Consider the following 18,165-nt stretch of genomic DNA (forward strand, 5'->3'; position numbering starts at 1 on the left):
GATCTCAAGTGGGCGTTGTCGGGTGACTCAGCTCGTCGAAGCGGGTGAGCGCGGCGTCGAGGTCGGACTCGTCGAACACTTCACAGCGGCTGATCAGGTTGCCTTCGACTGTGAAAAGGTCGATCAGCCGCCATTCACCGTCAAAGTCCTCTCGCGAGGTTCCTTTCAGCACCTGGGTAACGACGGCTCCGAGTTCGGTCAGCCGATGTACTGCCTCGATGCAGACGCTGGGTTCTGGGATGACGGCCCACGCGACACCGACAAATGTGGCCAGATCGACCGCATCGACCGACAGGACCGGTCGATGATCGATGTACGGCATGTTCGGCGTTGTCGCGGGAATCTCGTGCCGTTTGAACGCTGCTTGGGCGCCTGTGATGACCGACCATGTGCGCGCGTGCGCAGCGGCCTCACCGGCGAGGTATCGCGCGTCGAGTTCTGCGAAGGCGGAGTCGATGTCGTCGGGATCGAACACGACGTGAGCCGCTAGTTGACTATTGGCATCGATCTCGACGATGCCGATCATCTCGGTATAGAACGAGTCGGGCTGTTGGTCTTGCCCGGAGAAGCGAAGACGACGAAGGGCAAGGCGTTCGCCGCGGGTTGCGATGACATTCGCCGTCACCTCTACGCGCTCGGTGACATCAGCGATGACCTTGACGTTCTCGATTTCGGTCTCCCGGCCTTTTCGAAGGCCCGCGTTCAACGTCTGACGACGATCGTCAAGGGAAAAGTCTTCCGTCAGAATTTCGGCCATGGCGTGCCAGGTCCGATCCGGGAAATACCCCCAGAATCGTTGGTCTACTTGACTTGCCGCATTCTCGAGGTGCGGCGTCGGCCGACTGAGTTCGTCGAATCGCGTGAGCGCAGCGTCCAGGTCTTCCTCGTCGAACATCTCGCTGCAGTTGAACAGCTCGCCTTCGAGGGTCATGAGGTGGATCTCGCGCCACTCCGCCTCGAAACCCTCCCGCGAAGTTCCGTGCAACGCATGGGTTACGACTGCGCCGCGATCGTTCAACCGATGTACGGCCTCGATGCGGAAGCTGATGTCCGGAATCTGGTCCCAGGCGCGGCGGGTGTAGTCCTTGATATCGCCGGGTGCGAATGATGTCACTCGCCGGTGGTCGACGCTCACATGATCGGCGGTTGTCGGGGGCATTTCGCGCCGGTTGAGCGCAGCATATGCGCCCACGACCGCCGACCACGAATGTGCATGCGGCGCTGCTTCGCCGGCAAGATAGCGAGCCTCGAGTTCGGTGGAAGCAGCGTCAAAGTCGTCGGGGTCGAACAAGACGCTGGTCGTGATCCTGTTGTCGGTGCGGGTTCCGATGATGGTCAGCAGCTCGATGCCGAACGCTTCAGGCCGGTGCCGGCCACCCGATACGCGAACACGAGTGAGCGCGAGGTGGTCCCCGCGGGTCGCGACCACGACCGACTCCGAGTTCTTGACCCCGAGGCCGACGACGGCGTGCAGATTCGCGATCTGGGCGTCCCGACCGCGTTGGATACCGCTGTTGATGACCCGACGGCGATCGTCGCTGAGGGCATCGTCGGCGATCATCGCCGCCATGGCATCCCAGTCGCGGCCCGCGAGATACGCGTTGAACTTGTCGTATGTCCGGCTCGCGGTGTTCCCGAGACGTCGAACCGGCGGAAGCAGCTCTTCGAACCGCGCCAGCGCAGCGTCGAGGTCTTCCTCGTCGAAGACTTCGCAGCGGTTGACCAGATCTCCTTCGAACGTGATCACGCTGATCGCTCGCCACTCGGCGTGGAAACCGTCTTGGGAGGTTTCGTGCGCCATATAGGTGTAGACCGCTCCAAGATTGTTGAGCCGATGCACCATGTCGACGAAGTGGCTCAGGTCAGACGTGAAAGTCCATGCGGCGCTTAGCAACGCAGGCATCTCGCCGGGTGCGACTGGGGTCCCCCGCCGATGATCGATGTTCACCCAATCTGGCGTGGTCGGGAAAAGTTCGCGCCGGTTGAGCGCGGCAAAAACCTGCATGGTGCGCAACCACGTCTGCGCATGCGGTGCGGCTTCACCGGCGAGGTATCGAGCGTCGAGCTCTGCGAAGGCGGCGTCGAGGTCGTCGGGGTCGAAGGTGACTAGAGCGGAGATGCGCTCGTCGGCATCCACGACGACGACTTCGAGGACGTTGACCTGGAACGCGTCGGCCTGTTCGTCGCCGACTTCGTAGCGGGAGCGCCTGAGCACGAGGCGCTCACCGCGCGTGGCAACGACGGTTGCCGCCGTATTCCCGACGCCGATGTCGCCGGCCGCGCGTGCGTCTTCGAGCGCGGCAACCCGACCGTGCCGGACTCCGGAGCCTACGAACTGACGACGATCGTCGCCGCAGAAGTCGTCGGCCAACATGGTCGCTATCGCATCCAAATCACGGTCCGCCAAGTAATTCTGGAGAAGTTCGTACCTGCGATTTGCCGTGTTCTCCAGCTTCGGGGCAGACCGACTGAGTTCATCGAAGCGAGCCAGCGCGGCGTCGAGGTCGGCCTCGTCGAACATCTCGATGCGGCTGAGCAGGTTGCCTTCGACGTTCGCAAGGCAGATTTCCCGCCATTCGGCATCGAAGCCGTCTTGCGACCTACCGCTGACCGCGTGAGTGAAGACCGCTCCAAGGCTGCTGAGCCGAAGAACTGCCTCGGCGTAGATGCTGACGTCCGGCGCGAGATCCCACGTGGCACGTATGTATGCGGTCAGGTCGCCGGGCGCGAACCCTCTCGCTCGCCGGTGATCGATGTTGACCCAGTCCGGCATGAACTCGGGCATTTCGCGCCTGTTGAATGCAGCAAGGGCCCGCGCGATGGCGGACCATGTTTCCGAACAAGGCGCCGCTTCACCGGCGACGTATCGAGCGTCGAGATCCGCGATGGCGGCGTCGAGGTCGTCGACGTCGAAAGCGACGACGGTCTCGACCAACCCGTCAACTACCTCGGTTACGTTGAGCGATTCTGCGTCGAAACCGTCGCGCCCGTAGACATTTGCATGGCTGAGGCACAGATGTTGGCCCCGCACCGCAAGAGTTGTTGTCGAGATGTTCACGGCGCCCAAGTCGGCGACCGCGCGGATGTTGCGGAGTGCGCCGGCGCGGCCGTGGTGCTCTCCGCGGATTCCCCGCCGCCGATCATCGATCCAGACTCCGTCGGCGAACAGCGGACCGATTTCGTCCCAACGGCCGGCGGCGAACAGCTGATTGATCCGATCGTTGATCTGGGTCGCGCTGTTCTCCAATGACGCTCGCGAACGTTCTTGCTCGAATCGCGCGTACTGGGCGTCGAGTTCGGCGAGTGCGGCATCCATGTCGTCGAGGTCGAACCAAATCTGCAGGGCGATTCGACCTTCCTCGTCGATGCCATACAGCTGTAGAAACTCGTCCTCCGGCGCACCAGGACTTTCATCAGCGGTGCCTATGCTCACCCGTGCGATTGCGAATTGCTCGCCGCGTACGGCAGAGATGACAAAATCTGCCCGCATGACCCCGCTCTCGAGGTCGCACCGCGTCTGGTGCATCACTTCGTATGGTGTGAATGCGGTCCGCTCGAAGCCGACGAGCTTGCGCCGACTCTCTACTGATCCTTCGGGTGCAAACATCCGCTCGAATTCGTCCCACGCCCCGGCCTCGACAAGTGCCGTAGCACGTTCGGTCGCTTCGATGGCCGCGGTGTGAATCTCGACCGGCGCTTCGGGCTGAGCGGGTGCAGCCGGGGGAGCCGGGTGCACCGGCATACCGAGATGGTCGCGCGCCTTTTCGACCAGTGCCACAGCTCCTTTGAGCTCGTACAGCTCGGCTGCACGCTCGGCGGCGGCCCGTGCGCCGGCAACGTCGCCGGCGTCACCCAGGACGGTTGCCAAGGCAAGGCGCGCGTCACCGTGATCGACCAACGCGTCGGTGCGCTCGGCAATGGCTACGGCCTCCTCGGCCACCCGCCGGGCCTCATCGTGCGCGCCGCGGCGGGCCAACAGCTGTGCCCGGACCGTCCGCCAGGTGATCGACGCCTTCAGAGCGTGCCCCGCCAGTCGCTCACTCTCCGAACACAGTTCGTCGGCCTCAACGTCTCGATCCAGCAAGAGGCAAGCACGGGCCAACAGCGCGGCTGTCTCGGCGGCGTCTGCGTCGAGGCCCATCCGGCGGAAGCCGTTGTAGGCCAGGCGAAGATGCAGCTCGGCTGCGTCAGGATCGTCGAGCACCAACTCGACGATGCCGGCGAAGTGCTCGACTTCTAGAAGCGCATGGCGCAGTCCCAGTTCGGTGACCGTGCGTCGCGCGGAGTCGATCATCCGCCGGGCGGCAGCGGCCCGCCCGCGGAACGCCTCCAGGACCGCTTGGCAGCGCGTCGACGTCGCTTCTACTGCGGGGGAATCGGTGGTGATCCGCAGCAGACGCACCACGTCAAGGCACCGCCCGCCCGCACGCGGAACCGGATTGGGCCCCCACAGCGCGGCCAACGGGGCGCCTACAAGCACCGCGTTCACCAAGCGGTGCTCATGCGCCTGGCGTGCTGCGGTGAGCGCGTTGTCCAACGCGACTTCGCAGTCGGCGACGCGCCCGAGGCGTGCCAGGCACCCCGCCCGAACTGTGTGGGCTTTGGCTTCCCCTGCGGGGTCGTTTAATTCGGCCAGCGTTGCGGCGGCGGCCGCCACCGAGGATTCGATCTCGTCCAAGTGCTCGGGATCGACGAGCATCGAGAGTTGGCCGTCGAAGCACGTGGCCCATGCCGCGAGACGGGCTGAATCACGCGTTCCCTCTTTCAGTTGCGTGACCACACCCGCCGCCGACGTCACATCGCCCGCAGCCAGCAGCGCCTCACAGCGCGCCACCAGAAGCTCGACGCGCAGTTCGTCGCGGTCAGGCAACTCGTCGTCGAGTTCCTCCAGCGCGTGCAGGGCACGGTCGTAGAGGTCGGCGGCGCCCTCGTATGCCAGTCGCGCCATCGCCTGGTCCGCAGCGCGCCGGCAGTACTCGACGGCCTTGACCGCGTTTCCCGCCCAAGCACATTCGAAGTAGTGGTGGGCCAGTTCAGCCAGCAGCTCGTCATCGGCGCCCGGCATCGTCTCCAACGTTGTGGCGATCCGCTGGTGCAGCCGCATGCGCCGCACGGATGCCAGTTCGGCGAGCAGCGATTGCCGGACGATGGCGTGGTTGAAGCGGTAGAGCCCACCTGGCTCCTCGATGACGATGCCGGCCTGGCATGCCTCGTCGAACGCGTCGACCAGATCCTGGCCGACCACGTGCTCGACCAGTTCTAGGGCGAACTGGCTGCCGACGACCGCTGCCGCGGCCAGTGCCTTGTTCGTCTCAACCGGAAGCCGGGAGAGTCTGCGGCTCACGGCTTCCCGGACACCCTGCGGCAGGGTGCTCGGGTCCCAGTGCCCACCGCTCTCGTCCACATGGCGCAATGCCTCGATGAGGAAGAACGGGTTGCCACCGGTGACCGACGCCAACGCGCGGGCCAACTCTTCGTCGTGGTATCCGGCCTCGGCAACGTAAGTGCTGACGTCGTTCTCGTCGAGGCCGCCCAGGGTAATGCGGTTGGCGCTGCCATCGCGGTGAAGGTCGGCGAGCATCGCCGCCAGCGGGTGTGAACGGTCGAGGTCGGTACTGCGGTACGTGCCGATGATCTGCACTCGGGCGTGCTCGCCGAAGCGAAGGAGGTGGCGAAGCAGCAGCAGGGTGGGCTTGGCCGCCCAGTGCAGGTCGTCGAGTACCAGGACGATGGGTACGTCGACCGAGGCGATGCCCAGCAGCGCCACCACGGCATCGAACAGTGCATAGCGTTCGGTGTCCGGGTCGCCGTGGGGCGGTGCGGCGAGATCGGGGAGGACGTCGGTCAGACCGGGAACCAGGGGCAGTAATGCCTCGATGCCACGCATTCCGCGCAGCTGGTTCGTGCCGACGCAGGGCACGAGTGTGCGCAGGGCTTCCGCGAACGGCTGGTAGGGGGCACCGAGGTCCTCGTCGGAACGGCCGTACAGCACGACCGCGCCCTGCTCATAGGCCTGCCGGCACCATTCGCCGGCCAGGCGGGTCTTGCCCACACCTGGTTCGCCCGCGATCAGGACCGCGGCCGTGCCACCGGTGAGCGCCGACTGCCAGGCGGCGAGAAGTTCTGCGAGCTCACGACCACGCCCGACGAACGGGCCGGGCCCGCCGAGCACCGCGGGCATCGCCGGCCGCTCGATCGGCGTATCACCTGTCGGCGGTGAGCTTTCGGCGGTCTGGAGGCGGAGCTCGAAGATGTGCTCGGGCCGTGCCAGGTTCTTCAACTGGTGCATGCCCAGATCGGCGAGCACAACGTCGTCGGACAAGGAATCGATGACCAGCTCTGCAGTCGCACCCGAACACAGGATCTGACCGCCCGAGGCCTGCGACCGCAGCCGGGCGGCGCGGTTGACGGCGCGACCGAAGTAGTCGCCGTCACGGAGCTCGGCCTCGCCGGTGTGCAGCGACACACGGATGCGCATCGGCTCGGCCAGCTCCCACGGCTCGTGGAAGATCGCGTCCTGCAACTCGATCGCGGCGGCCGCGGCCGCTGACGGGCGGTCGAAGACCGAGAATGTGGCATCACCCTCGCCACGCGTCTTGATCAGCCGTCCGCCGCGCGATGTGACAACCTGTTCGACGAGCTCGTCGTGCCGCGCCAGGGCGAGCGCCATGGCATCGGCGTCTGCCTCCCACGCGGCGGTCGACCCCTCGATATCCGTCAGCAGGAAGGTCACTGCCCGCGTCACTGACGGAACATGTTGCGTCGCAGGGACCTCGAGCTCGGCATCCTGGGCGACGATCGCGGCCTCCAGCCGCCGAAGCTCGGGTCCGGGGTCGACTCCGAGCTCATCGGCCAACAGCGAGCGGGCCCGTCGATAGGCGCCGAGCGCCTCACCTTGCCTGCCGGCACGGTACAGCGCGAGCATCAGTTGGCCCCAACGTCTTTCGCGCAACGGCGCATCCGCAACGGCAGCTTCGAGATCGCCGATGATCTCCGCGGCACGGCCAGTCGCAAGGAGTGCATCGGCCCGGTCCTCGATCAGTGCGGCGTGGCTCTCGATCCACCGGGTCTTCTCGGATGCTCCCGGCCGGCCGTCGGGCAGTTCCGGGATTCCCCGCCACAGGGTTACCGCCTCATCGAACCGGGCCACCGCACCGCTGGTGTCACCGGAGCTGAAGGCGTCCCGGCCCGATTTGGTGAGCGACTTGTATCGCGAGGCATCAGTCTCGGCCGTGTTCAGACGCCACCCGATGCCCTCGGTCAGCACGAAGCCGTCGCCGAGGGCGTGACGCAATGCGGAGATATGGGTCTGTAGGGCCTTGGCGGCGGTGCGTGGCGGATCGTCGCCCCAGAGCAATTCCATGAGCACGTCGGCGGGTACCACCGCACCACCGTGCAGACCGAGCATCGTGAGGATGGCGCGCGGCTTCGCGCCCGGTATCACGACGGTCGCACCGTCCAATCGGACCTGAAGAGGTCCCAAAACCTCCAGTTCCACCGATGAAAGCGTACTCACGCGCTAATCGTCGGGGTGGCGATTCAACGCATGATCAAGAAGGAGTAAAGCGGGGGACTGCCTGGTGTTTTACAGTCCGCGACGGGCGGCGCGCAGCGCGGCGACGGCATCGTCGTCGCCCGCGAACGTCACGCGGGCCGGCTCTCGGCCCGCGGCGAACAACAGCAGCTCGCCCGGCTCCCCGGTCACCGTCACCGCCGGACCGGCGCCGACGGTGGCCAGCGTCTTGCCCGCGGGGGTGGTCAATGCCACCCGGGCCGGGGATCTGCCCATCGACATCCGGGCCATCGCGGCGATCCCGCGCGACAGCGCGGATACCGTCGCACTGTCGAGATCCCTTGGCTCCCAGTTTGGTTGGGCCCGGCGCACATCCTCGTTGTGAATGAACATCTCGGCCACATTGACCAACGGGTCCAACAGCTTGAACGGGGAGTACAGCGGAGGGCCCGCAGCGATCTGGTCCACCAGGTCGCCCCATTCGGTGCTTTCGGTGACCTTCTGCTGCACGCGCTCGGTGTAGCCCGCGAGCTGAGGCACCAGGATGCCGGGGGCGGCGTCGAGTCGACGCTCGCGCACGACGAGATGGGCGGCCAGGTCACGGGCAGTCCAGCCCTCACAGAGGGTGGGCGCATCAGGGCCCGCGGCGCGCATGGACTCGACCAGGGCGGCACGCTCCCGCTGAGCGATAGTCATTGACCAACTCTAGAAGCTCTAGAAGGTTTTCACCCCTTCGACAGCGACGACCATTCCGTGCCCGCTGCGGTCATTGCTGATGCGGGTACCGTCCTCGCGCGCATCGATGGTCCAGCCCACCGCGCTGTACGTGCGGTAGTCGAGGGTGACCACCGGAATGTCACCGAGGTTGCCCACTACCCACTTGATCTGGCCATCCGGGGTGAGCCTGATGCCGTTCGCGTGCTCGCCGTCGATCACCGGTGCATTGGTGAAGTCCGATTCGCAGCCGACATCCTGCTTGGACAGCTGGCAGCGGGTCCGCCCCGATTTGGTCTCGATGAAGACGTACCCGTTCTCCGGCTGCAGCGGGGTGGCGCCGGACGGCGCATGGGAGCTGCTGGGCGGGGCCGCGGCGGTGGTGCTCGGCGAGGGCCGCGCGGTCGGGAAACTGGGCTCGGTCGGTGATTGCGGGCTGGTGCTCGGGGTGCCTTCGATACTCGATTGGCAGCCCGACAACAGCACACCCACAGCCAGCAGGGCGCCCACCGGTTGCCACGCCTTCACCGCGCCAAGGCTACGCATCGCCCGTAATCAGGGCGGGTTATGACGCGCCGAAAAACCCTGTGTAACCGTCGGCCAGCGCGCGCAGCTGCCCGGCCCCGTCGCCGTGGTACGACGCGCCGTGCATGATCGCCAAGGTGGTGGGGTTCAGCTCGGCGAGCTGGGCCAAAGTGGGCATCAGATTCGTGGTCAGGCCGGTGGCCTGGAACAGCGCCTCGGCTTCCAATGCCGGTGCCACACAATCAGACTCGGTGAGGGCCGGACACTGGCCGGTGTGGGTGAACAGGTCGCCGGCGAGCAGCGTCGACGTCGCCTCGTCGAACCACAGCCCGGCTTCCCAATTGTGCGGCACGTGCGGTGTGGCGATGAAGCGCAGGCGGTGTCCGCCGACGTCGTGCGGGGTCTCCGCGGGCGCGGTGACGGGAGGACGGTCGCACATGTCGTTCAGCGACAACATGATGGCCAGCGGTCCGTGGATCACCTCGGCATGCGGTGCGGCCGCCAGGAACTGGTTGACCGCGCCACACTCGTCGGCTTCCAGGTGCCCGAACGAGATCCAGCGCAGCCGGGCCAGCGGCAGGACCCGATCGATGGCAGCGGAGACCTGCGGGAACAGGAACCGCTGACCGGTATGGAACAGGAACGGTTCGTCTCCGGTCAGCAGGAACTGGTTGAAGGTGAAGCCGTGCTCGGTGATCCCGGGTATCCAGGTGGACAGCCGGTAGATGTCCGGGGCGATCTCGTCGACACGGGTTTCCAGGTCGGAGGCCATGACTCCATGGTCCGCCTCCGGGGAACCTGAAGTCTTGGGATTTTCCCAGCCGCGTCCCCTACCGTCGTCGCGTGCCCGGAAAAGCCCTCGATGCGTTTCTGGACTCCCCGCTGTCCGGAATCGTGCCGTGGGCTCTGATGGCGATCCTTGCCGGTCCCGGCCGCTACGAGATCGCCGTGTGGGGTGCGCTCGGATTCTCGCTGCTGGTGCTGGCACTGGACCGTCGCCGCAACATTCCGGTGCACGTGCTCGAGATGCTCGGCGTGGCCTTCTTCGTGGTGCTGGCCGTCGTCGGCCTGGTGGCCTCCAGAGGGCAGAAGACGTGGCTGGAGATGTGGTCGGGGGAGATCACGAACGCCTCGTTGGCGATTTTCGCCCTGGTCAGCCTGATGATCGGCCGGCCGTACACGACGGCGTACGCGCGCGACGTCACCCCGCCGGACCATTGGGACACGCCGCTGTTCAAGCGCACCAACATGGTGGTGACCGCCGTGTGGGCGGCGGCATTCGGCTTCTCGGCCTCGGTCGGCTTCCTCGGCGATGTGGTCTACGGCAGCACCGACAACTTCTGGACCGGGTGGATTCTTCAGCTGGCCGCGCTGTTCTTCGCGGTGGCCGTCACCGAGTTCTATCCCGAGTACGCCCGCGCCAAGGACGCTGCGCACACCCACCATCCGGTGCCGTCATGGTCGCAGGTGTTCGAGTGGCTGCCGCCGTTCGTCCTGGCCACCGGCGTCGCCGGGTGGCTGCTGGCGACGGTCAGCAGCGGGGTGGCCTCTGACCTGGTGGTGGTCGGCGCGTTCGGGACGGCACTGCTGCGGTTGCGTGACCAGCGGGCTCGGGCACTGTAGGTAGGTGTCAGCGTGGACAGGTGCTGACCGTTTTCCCGGCCATCACGGTGTTCACAAAGTCCTGTACGTCCGGTAGTGAGGCGCCGATGACGCCACGGTGGTCCTGGCCGGCATACACCCGGTAGTCGACTGCGACGTCCTTGTCGCACAGGGCTTTTGCCAGTGCGTCGACACCAGGTTGGGTAACCGCGGTGTCGGCGGTGCCCTGCCCGATCAAGACCGGTACCCCCGGGCTGAGGCGGGTCGGATCTTGGCGGCCGAGGTAGTCCTGCAGCGGGGTCACATTCGCATCCGCCGCGAAGACCTGTGCCGACGGCACCGGTGCGACGGCGCGGATCTGACCGATGCACGCAGTGCGGGCCGCGGTCAACAAGGGCTGCGCTTGCGGTGTGAAGATCTCATCCGGCTCGATGGCCGGATCGACCACGGCGGCGCCGAGTACCAGCAGTGGTAGGAAAGCTTGTGTTCCAACGGCTTCCGGACTTCCGGAGCGTGCAAAGTCGACTGCCTGGCTCATCCCCACCCCGCCGGGTGCGAGTGCCGCCGCGCCTTTCAGATCGAGTTCGGGTGCGCGCTGCCCACCATCCTGCGCGGTGAACAGCGCGGCCTGCCCGCCCTGGCTGTGGCCGATGGCAACCCAGTCCGTGCCGATGCCGGAGTTCAGTTCGCGGGCCGCCCGCACGATGTCGGTGACGGTGTTCGCCTCGCTGGTGCCGTCGACGTAGGGATGCCCGCCGGGGGTGCCCAGCCCCTGGTAGTCGGTTTGGACGACGGCGTAGCCGCGCGCCACCCAGGTGTCGAGCATCGTGGTCACCGGTCCGAGGTAGTCGTGGGCCAGACCGTCGGGCGTATCGACCGAGGGGGCGCAGGTGTCGGCGTAGCCGGTGGTGCCGTGGGCCCAGGAGATCACCGGCCAGCCGCCCTCGGGCGGCGGCGACTTCGGGACGGCCACGGTGCCTGACACCACGATGGGTTGGCCGTGCGCATCGTCGGAGACGTAGGTGATCAACCGGGTCTCACCGCTGGGCAGCGCGGCGGTGGTGGTCAGCGGCCGTGCGGTGAGTAACTGCCCGGGATGCAGCCCGGGTTGGGTGGCTGTCGTACAGCCGGTGAGCGCGGCCGCAGCGGCTAGTAGGCGATTTCTGGTCATGGCTGCCATTGTGTCGACCGCTGCACTACCGGAAGGCGGTGTTTCCGTCATCGGCTCCGTGCCTACGGGGCCGACTGCGGCAGGAACTGGTTGTCGAGGAACTTTGCGTAGTCGGGCAGTTGCGTGCCCGGGTCGATGGACTTCTGCGTCTTGGCCCACGCGCCCAGTTCGGCCAGCTTGGCGGCCAGGTCCGGCTTCAGCTGAAGGGTGAAGTCGAACTCGTCGAGCACGGTGCCCAACAGTTCGGGGTCCAGCTGGGTGGCCTTGGCGACGGCGTCGGTGGCGGCCTTGTCGTGCTGGGACAGGGCAGTGCCGGCGTCACCGAGTGCGGCGAGGAAGGCGGTGATCGCCGTGCCCTTGGTCGAGACGGCCGATTCGGTGGCGACGAACAGGCTGTGCTGGTTGTAGGTTCCGCCGGTCAGCGCCACGGCGTCGTCGCCGAGGGCCTTGATGGTCTGCGCCTGGTAGGGCTGGAAGATCGACACGGCGTCGACATTGCGCCGGGTGGCGGCGGTGACGATCGCCGACGGCGCGACCTGGACCAGCTCGGCCTTGATGTTGTTCTGCGCCAAGGCGTTCGACACGAAGTAGGCAGCACTCGTGCCCAGCGGAGTGCCGATCGACTTGCCGGCCAGATCCGCGACGGTGTTGATGCCCGCGCTGCGCCGGGCGACGATACGCGAGCCTTCCCAGCGGGAACCGTCGGCGATCACCCGCAAGGTGGGGGTGCGGGTCAGCGCGGCCGAGGTCGGCACATCGGCCGCGGTGGTGATGTCGACCTGACCGGCGGCCGCGGCCTGCAGTGCCTCCACGCCGGACTGGAAGTTCACCACCTTGACGTTCACGTTGTGCTTGCCGAACAGGCCGGTGTCGGCGGCGACGGGGATCTGTGCCCAGGACGGGTCGACGACGAATCCGACGGTCAGCTGATCGGCGTTCGCGGTACCCGAGTCGGTGCACGCGGTGGCTGCCACAGTGAGTGCGGCAGCGGCAACTGCTGCGGCGACGATACGCCGAAGAGGAGTCTTCACGGTATGGGTTCCTTTGTGGGGGTGGGGGATCAGTGGACGGCGTGGTCGATACCGAGCTGGTGGTGCAGGGTCTTGCGGATCTCGCTGTAGCCGGGTTGATCTGCCAGCGCGTCGGCCGGCCGGGGGCGACTCAACGGGTTGGTGATCTGATCGGCGATCTGCCCGTCGCGCAGCACGCTGACGGTGTCGCCGAGCCGGATCGCCTCGTCGATGTCGTGCGTGACGAAGACGATCGTGCGGTTCAACCGCGTCCACAGATCGATCAGCAGATCCTGCATGCGCAGCCGGGTGAGTGCATCGAGCGCTGCGAACGGTTCGTCCATCAGCATCACCGTCGGCTCCCCGGCCAGCACGCGGGCGATGCTGACCCGTTGCCGCATACCGCCGGACAGCTCACCGGGGCGCTGGGTGGCCACCTCGTCCCGCAGGCCCACCAAGTCCAGCAGTTCGTGAATCTTGTCCCGGCGCTCAGGTTTTGACAGCCGCCGGGCGGTCAGGGCGAAGTCGATGTTGTCGGCGACCGACATCCACGGGAACAGCACATCGCGTTGGAAGGCGACGCCGCGCCGGGGATGCGGTGCGGTGACCGCCTCGTCACTGTCGGTCACCGATCCTGCGGTCGCGGTGATGAGCCCGGCCAGACAGTGCAGCAGTGTCGATTTGCCGCTGCCCGAGGCGCCGACGAGGACGGAGAACGACCCGTCGGGAATGGTCAGGGAAATGCCCTTGAGCGTCGGCTCCTGCTTGCCGGGGAACTGCACCACGAGGTCGTGGGTCTGGATGGCCATCAGCGCTCCTCTTGAGCCCAACGGGTGAACGGGGACGTGACCGAGGCGACCAGCAGGTCGCACAGCGCGCCGACGATGCCAAGGATGATCAGGCAGAAGATCAGCCGGTCGGCCTGGGAGAAGAGCTGCGCCTGGGAGATCCGGTACCCGATACCCGCGGTGGTGCCGGTCATCTCGGCCACCACGATGAGCACGAAGGCCATCGCAGCCCCCACCCGCAGACCCGATGCGATGTCGGGGGCGGCTTCGGGCAGCACCACCTTGGACAACGTCTGCCAGCGGCCGGCACCCAGACACCGGGCAGCCTTCAGATAGTCGACCGGTGTGCTCGCCAAACCAGAGTGGCTGTTGATCCACACCGGGACGAAGACGCCGAGTGCTATCACCAGCAGCTTGCTGTTCTCGCCGAGCCCGAACCACAGGATCGCCAAGGGGACAAGGCCGATCGTCGGGATCGGCGAGAACACCCGGAGCACAGGTTGCAGCAGGTTGCGCCCCGGCTTGGTGGTCGCGGTGAACACCGCGACGACGATCCCGGCGGCGGCACCGATCGCGAAACCGACTGCCGCCCTGCGCAAACTGGCGACGATGTCGTCGGCCAGCAGGCCCTCGGTCCACAGGGTCTGCCCGGCTGCGAGGATCTCGGGCACGCTCGGGAACAGCTGCCGCGGGAACCGTCCGGTCGCCACGATCAGCGACCACAACGCCGCGGCGATCCCAAGGCCGGCGACCGTCCAACCCAGGACACCCAACCGCGCGAACGCCGACCGCACCCGGGCCGGGCCCGGGTATCGGCGCGCGCTCGCGGCCGGTGCCCGGACCGCCAAACCGGCTGTCATGGATGGCTTCCCGCTTCGGTGCCTACTGCGCGCAGCGGTTCGCGCGAGGTACCCGCGGGCACCCAGTCGAACGGCACGGCCTGCGACCGGTACACCAGCGCGGTCTGGGTGAGCCGGTCGACCCCGGGCACCCTGGTCTGCTTGACCTCGGGCTCACCGGCCACGCCGTAGCCCTGGTACGGGCTGTGGTACTCCCACACCACATCGCCGTCGGGCGTGACCTGGAACAGCCGCCCCTGCATCCCTTCGGTGATCAAGGTGTTGCCGTTGGGAAGCCGCTGGGCATTGCTGACGAACGAACTGAAGAAGGTCCAGGACGGCAGACCCGAGTCTTCAGCGGTGTATTGCCACACGATTTCCTTGGTGACGGGGTCGATTTCGAGAATTCTGGATCCGGCGTAGATACCCAGCGATGCGGCCGGGTACCCGGCGCCGCCCTGGTTGTCGAACACCAGGATGTTGCCTTCCCCGGGAAGGCCCGCGGCGATCATGTGCGGGTTGTGCTGCCCGGAGGTCTGATCGACCGGACGTGGGACCTTGTGCACGTTGATCCGCTGGTGCTGGGCGCCGGGCTCGGCGTCGTAGTAGGGCCCCAGCTGCCAGGCGATGGTTCCGGACGACTTGTCGATCAGCGCGATGATGTTGGCCTTGCGGAAGCTGATCAGGATGTTGTCGGGGTGGAAGACCGAGTCCGGATCGTCGATGTACCACCGGTTGGGTCCGAGGGGCTTGGCGCTGTTCATCTCCAGATAACCCCAGGGATCGTCGGGGTCGCGGGCGACGGTCTGGCGCAGGGCATCCCAACCCGCCTCGGAGAATCCGAACTCATCGAGGTGGTCCCCGGCCAGCCACTGCCAGACGATCTGGCCGTCGGGTGTGACCTCGTAGAGTCCCTGATCACCCACGGTGTGCTCGCCGAGAGCGGTTACCACCCGGGGAACGGTGACCAGGATCAGGCGATTGCCGTTGGGCAGCAGCTCCCAGTCGTGGTTCTGCCGGGCCGCGCCACCAGGTGCCTGAGTGCCCCACTCCCAGACGACCTCGCCGTTCCAGTCGAGTTGGCCGACGGTGCCGTTGGCGTAGATGCCGCCACGAGCGTCTCCGCTGTCGGACAGTTGCACCCCGACGTCGCCGAGGCGCCCGCCGTTGAGCGCAGGGTCCAGAATGCGCGGTGGAACACCGGCATACGGCCACTCGTGCACCACGGTGCCGTTGAGGTTGATCACCCGGGTCGTTCCGTCGGCGCCGGTGAACAGGATGTAGCTGTCGTGGACAAGTTCGGGATCGAGGTAGCTGACTCCACTGGGACGTACGAATGCCATGTCAGTCACTCCACCAACGTCCGGTTACAACCACGGGTCCTCCTCGTTACGGTTCTAATCGATTAGCGTGAGGCAAGCGAAGCGTGGGCGGAACCGTCACAATCGAGGTGATTGAAACTCTTTCGAGCGGTCATCGACGAGCGGAGGGTCCAGCCGTTGTGAGTGGGAAACGTCCGACACTGGCAGATGTGGCCAGCCGCGCCGGCACCTCGACGGCGGTGGTGAGCTACGTGCTCAACAACGGTCCGCGTCCGGTGTCAGAATTATTGCGGGCCAAGGTGATCAGTGCGATCGACGAGCTGAACTACCGGCCCGATGTGCGGGCCAGGGCGCTGCGCCGGTCGCGGCGATGGCGGCAGATCGGCCTGTTGGTCCCCGACCTCACGTTGCCTCTGTTCGGCGAGTTCGTGGGGCGGATCGAGATCGAAGCCCGGGCGCGCGACCATCTGACCTTGATCGGTAACACCGGTTACGACCCCGAGCGGGAACTTGAGTTCGCCGCCGCGTTCTCCGAGGTCGGTGTCGACGGACTGCTGGTGGTCGGTGCCGCGAACGCTCCGAAAACGGCGAATCTCTGTCGGCAGGAACGTATTCCGGTGGTGTGGATGCACAACATCCGCGGTGAGGTGGAAGCCGACATCGTCGGGGTTGATCACGTGAATGCCGGCGAACTCGTCACCCGGCACCTCCTGGATGTCCATGGTTGTCGTGACATCGCGTTCGTCGGCGGTTTCACCGAGGACGATGTCCAGCACGGTGACCGCGAAACCGTGCAACAACGGTTCGAGGGCGTCGCCTCCGCCGTGGGTCAGGATCTCCCGCTCATCCGGACCGATCTCACCCCTGCCGGCGCGTACGCCGCGGTCGGCGAGTTTCTGCGTCGCGCAGACCACGTCCCTCGCGCGTTTGTGGTGGGCACCTACGGACAGTCGGCCGCCACGATCCGGGCGATCAGCGATGCGGGACTGCGGGTGCCCGGCGACATCGGGGTGGTCGGTTTCGACGGCGGCGCCGTCGACTACGGGCAGTTGCGGCTCACCGCGGTGCAACAACCCGTCGATGCGTTGGCGCGCCAGGCGCTCGGCCTGTTGCTCGGGGATGCCCCGGTTGCCGGGGACGGCCTGGTGCCCACGCTGCGGGTGGGGGAGACCTGCGGGTGCGCGTGAGCTAGGCGGGTATTCCCCGACGTCAGTCGACGCCGAGCATCACCTCGGTGGACTTGACCAGCTCCGTCGCCGCGGTGCCCAGCGCCAGGCCCAGCTCCTCGACGGCCTCCTTCGTGATGGAGGCCGTGACGATCTGGTCACCGCCGTCGAGCTTGACCTTCACGGTCGCCATGACGGCGCCGATCGTGACCTCGGTGACCGTGCCGGTGAGCTGGTTACGGGTGGACAGACGCATCGCGGACCTCCATCGATCAATGGCTGACGTGCGGCTCTGACGATAGTGATTGTGCAATTGCTCAAAGTGACTCGTCAGTGTTTGGGCATTATCTGCTCGCTACGGGTGTGCGCCGGGAGTGATGCTGACTCTCAACAAACCGGCGAGTCGAAAGGCTGGAAACCACAGATGAGCACGCAGAACGGCATCATCGGCGCACTGCCCGCCACCAAGGTCCCCCGCTACGCCGGGAAGGGCACCTTCGCCCGGATCGCCGACATCCACGAGGTGTCCGACTATGACATCGCGATCCTCGGCGTGCCCTTCGACGGCGGCACCTCCTACCGGCCCGGTGCCCGGTTCGGTCCGATGGCCGTCCGCCAGGCCGCGCGCACGCTTCGCCCCGGCTATCACGTCGAACTCGGCGTAGCGCCGCTCGACCATGTGCAGGTGGTCGACGCCGGTGACGTCGCGGTCACGCCGTACAACATCGCCGAGGCCTGCCAGCAGATCCAGGATCATGCCTCCGACATCCTGGCCGGCGGCGACCGCCGGATCGTGTCGATCGGCGGTGACCACACCATCGCGCTGCCGAACCTGCGTGCCCTGCACGCCAAGCACGGTCCCGTCGCGCTGGTCCACTTCGACGCCCACCTGGACACCTGGGACACCTACTTCAACGCCCCGGTCACCCACGGCACGATCTTCCGGCGGGCGTTCGAGGAAGGGCTGCTCATCGAGGATCACTCGATCCACGTCGGCATCCGCGGCCCGATCTACGACCAGATCGACCTCGACGACGACGCCCGCATGGGGTTCAAGATCATCCGGGCCGGTGACCTCGACGTGATCGGCACGGACGCGGCCGTCGACGTGGTGCGCCGCCGGGTCGACGACCTCCCGGTGTACCTGTCGATCGACATCGACGTGCTCGACCCGGCCTTCGCCCCGGGCACCGGCACTCCCGAAGCCGGTGGCCTCACCTCGCGCGAACTGCTGAAGATGCTGCGCAAGATGTCCGGGCTCAACATCGTCGGCGCCGACGTCGTCGAGGTGGCCCCCGCCTACGACCATGCCGAGATCACGACCGTGGCAGCGGCCACCGTGGTGTTCGACATCGTGTCGCTCATGGTCGCTGGACGGGTGTCAAATCTGCCCGTCAACGGAGAAGTTGCGGCCACAGCGCCGTAATCGAGTAGCATCCGTCACATAACTCAATACGTCGTTGACGCATTGTGGGAGAACCTCCGATTCCGGAGGCGCCGTAGGAGCAACTCCTC

General features: G+C 66.5%; 13 protein-coding genes. 3 read left to right on the forward strand and 10 right to left on the reverse strand.

Annotated features, from left to right (window positions below):
• Window positions 1–4: 4 nt before the first annotated feature.
• From EYZ64_RS03875 to EYZ64_RS03890, 4 genes are all read right to left on the reverse strand, one after another.
• A complete protein-coding gene (locus tag EYZ64_RS03875) occupies window positions 5–7,498 on the reverse strand; it encodes an ATP-binding protein (protein ID WP_135459798.1) in 7,494 nt (2,497 codons plus the stop codon).
• An 87-nt stretch (window positions 7,499–7,585) separates the two neighbouring features.
• Entirely contained in the window at window positions 7,586–8,209 is a 624-nt protein-coding gene (locus EYZ64_RS03880; RefSeq protein ID WP_135451961.1) for a TIGR03085 family metal-binding protein, read from the reverse strand.
• Between the two features lie 18 nt (window positions 8,210–8,227).
• Entirely contained in the window at window positions 8,228–8,755 is a 528-nt protein-coding gene (locus EYZ64_RS03885; RefSeq protein WP_502702931.1) for a hypothetical protein, read from the reverse strand.
• Window positions 8,756–8,792: 37 nt separating this feature from the next.
• Window positions 8,793–9,512, reverse strand: coding sequence for an oxygen-binding di-iron domain-containing protein (locus EYZ64_RS03890; RefSeq protein WP_135459799.1), 720 nt, complete (start codon window positions 9,510–9,512; stop codon window positions 8,793–8,795).
• A gap of 83 nt (window positions 9,513–9,595) precedes the next feature.
• Here EYZ64_RS03890 and EYZ64_RS03895 point away from each other — a divergent pair, with 83 nt between their 5' ends.
• Window positions 9,596–10,375 carry a hypothetical protein gene (locus tag EYZ64_RS03895; protein WP_135451965.1) on the forward strand — a complete coding sequence of 260 codons (780 nt, stop codon included), beginning with the start codon at window positions 9,596–9,598 and terminating at the stop codon, window positions 10,373–10,375.
• A gap of 7 nt (window positions 10,376–10,382) precedes the next feature.
• On the opposite strand, the gene EYZ64_RS03900 is transcribed toward EYZ64_RS03895, so the two are convergent.
• The 5 genes from EYZ64_RS03900 to EYZ64_RS03920 all read right to left on the reverse strand — a co-directional run bounded on the left by EYZ64_RS03900 (window position 10,383) and on the right by EYZ64_RS03920 (window position 15,505).
• Window positions 10,383–11,525 carry a lipase family protein gene (locus tag EYZ64_RS03900; protein WP_135451967.1) on the reverse strand — a complete coding sequence of 381 codons (1,143 nt, stop codon included), beginning with the start codon at window positions 11,523–11,525 and terminating at the stop codon, window positions 10,383–10,385.
• 62 nt (window positions 11,526–11,587) lie between these two features.
• On the reverse strand, window positions 11,588–12,556 hold the full coding sequence (locus EYZ64_RS03905; RefSeq protein ID WP_135451969.1) for an ABC transporter substrate-binding protein: 969 nt from the start codon (window positions 12,554–12,556) through the stop codon (window positions 11,588–11,590).
• A gap of 29 nt (window positions 12,557–12,585) precedes the next feature.
• Window positions 12,586–13,344 (reverse strand): ABC transporter ATP-binding protein, encoded by a 759-nt coding sequence (locus EYZ64_RS03910; protein ID WP_135451971.1) that lies wholly within the window; start codon window positions 13,342–13,344, stop codon window positions 12,586–12,588.
• Window positions 13,344–14,183, reverse strand: a complete 840-nt coding sequence (locus EYZ64_RS03915; protein WP_135451974.1) for an ABC transporter permease — start codon at window positions 14,181–14,183, stop codon at window positions 13,344–13,346. Before EYZ64_RS03915 ends, EYZ64_RS03910 begins: the two co-directional genes overlap by 1 nt.
• Window positions 14,180–15,505, reverse strand: coding sequence for an aryl-sulfate sulfotransferase (locus EYZ64_RS03920; RefSeq protein ID WP_135451976.1), 1,326 nt, complete (start codon window positions 15,503–15,505; stop codon window positions 14,180–14,182). The genes EYZ64_RS03915 and EYZ64_RS03920 overlap by 4 nt, the downstream gene beginning before the upstream one ends.
• Window positions 15,506–15,693: 188 nt before the next feature.
• Here EYZ64_RS03920 and EYZ64_RS03925 point away from each other — a divergent pair, with 188 nt between their 5' ends.
• Window positions 15,694–16,671, forward strand: coding sequence for a LacI family DNA-binding transcriptional regulator (locus EYZ64_RS03925; RefSeq protein ID WP_135451978.1), 978 nt, complete (start codon window positions 15,694–15,696; stop codon window positions 16,669–16,671).
• Window positions 16,672–16,693: 22 nt separating this feature from the next.
• Here the strand turns inward: EYZ64_RS03925 and EYZ64_RS03930 are convergent, their stop codons facing one another.
• The gene (locus EYZ64_RS03930; RefSeq protein WP_135451980.1) at window positions 16,694–16,906 is read right to left on the reverse strand and encodes a TOBE domain-containing protein; all 213 of its coding nucleotides are present in this window, start codon (window positions 16,904–16,906) and stop codon (window positions 16,694–16,696) included.
• Between the two features lie 168 nt (window positions 16,907–17,074).
• On the opposite strand from EYZ64_RS03930, the gene speB reads away from it, so the two are divergent.
• A complete protein-coding gene (gene speB / locus EYZ64_RS03935; protein WP_135451982.1) occupies window positions 17,075–18,076 on the forward strand; it encodes an agmatinase in 1,002 nt (333 codons plus the stop codon).
• Window positions 18,077–18,165: the final 89 nt, after the last annotated feature.

This window comes from Mycobacterium sp. DL99 (assembly GCF_004762045.1).
GTDB lineage: Bacteria > Actinomycetota > Actinomycetes > Mycobacteriales > Mycobacteriaceae > Mycobacterium.

Coding starts and splice junctions, on each gene's coding strand:
- EYZ64_RS03930 (WP_135451980.1), bottom strand. CDS start 16,906: ATGCGTCTGTCCACCCGTAACCAGCTCACCGGCACGGTCACCGAGGTC.
- EYZ64_RS03915 (WP_135451974.1), bottom strand. CDS start 14,183: ATGACAGCCGGTTTGGCGGTCCGGGCACCGGCCGCGAGCGCGCGCCGA.
- EYZ64_RS03910 (WP_135451971.1), bottom strand. CDS start 13,344: ATGGCCATCCAGACCCACGACCTCGTGGTGCAGTTCCCCGGCAAGCAG.
- EYZ64_RS03900 (WP_135451967.1), bottom strand. CDS start 11,525: ATGACCAGAAATCGCCTACTAGCCGCTGCGGCCGCGCTCACCGGCTGT.
- EYZ64_RS03880 (WP_135451961.1), bottom strand. CDS start 8,209: ATGACTATCGCTCAGCGGGAGCGTGCCGCCCTGGTCGAGTCCATGCGC.
- speB (WP_135451982.1), top strand. CDS start 17,075: ATGAGCACGCAGAACGGCATCATCGGCGCACTGCCCGCCACCAAGGTC.
- EYZ64_RS03920 (WP_135451976.1), bottom strand. CDS start 15,505: ATGGCATTCGTACGTCCCAGTGGAGTCAGCTACCTCGATCCCGAACTT.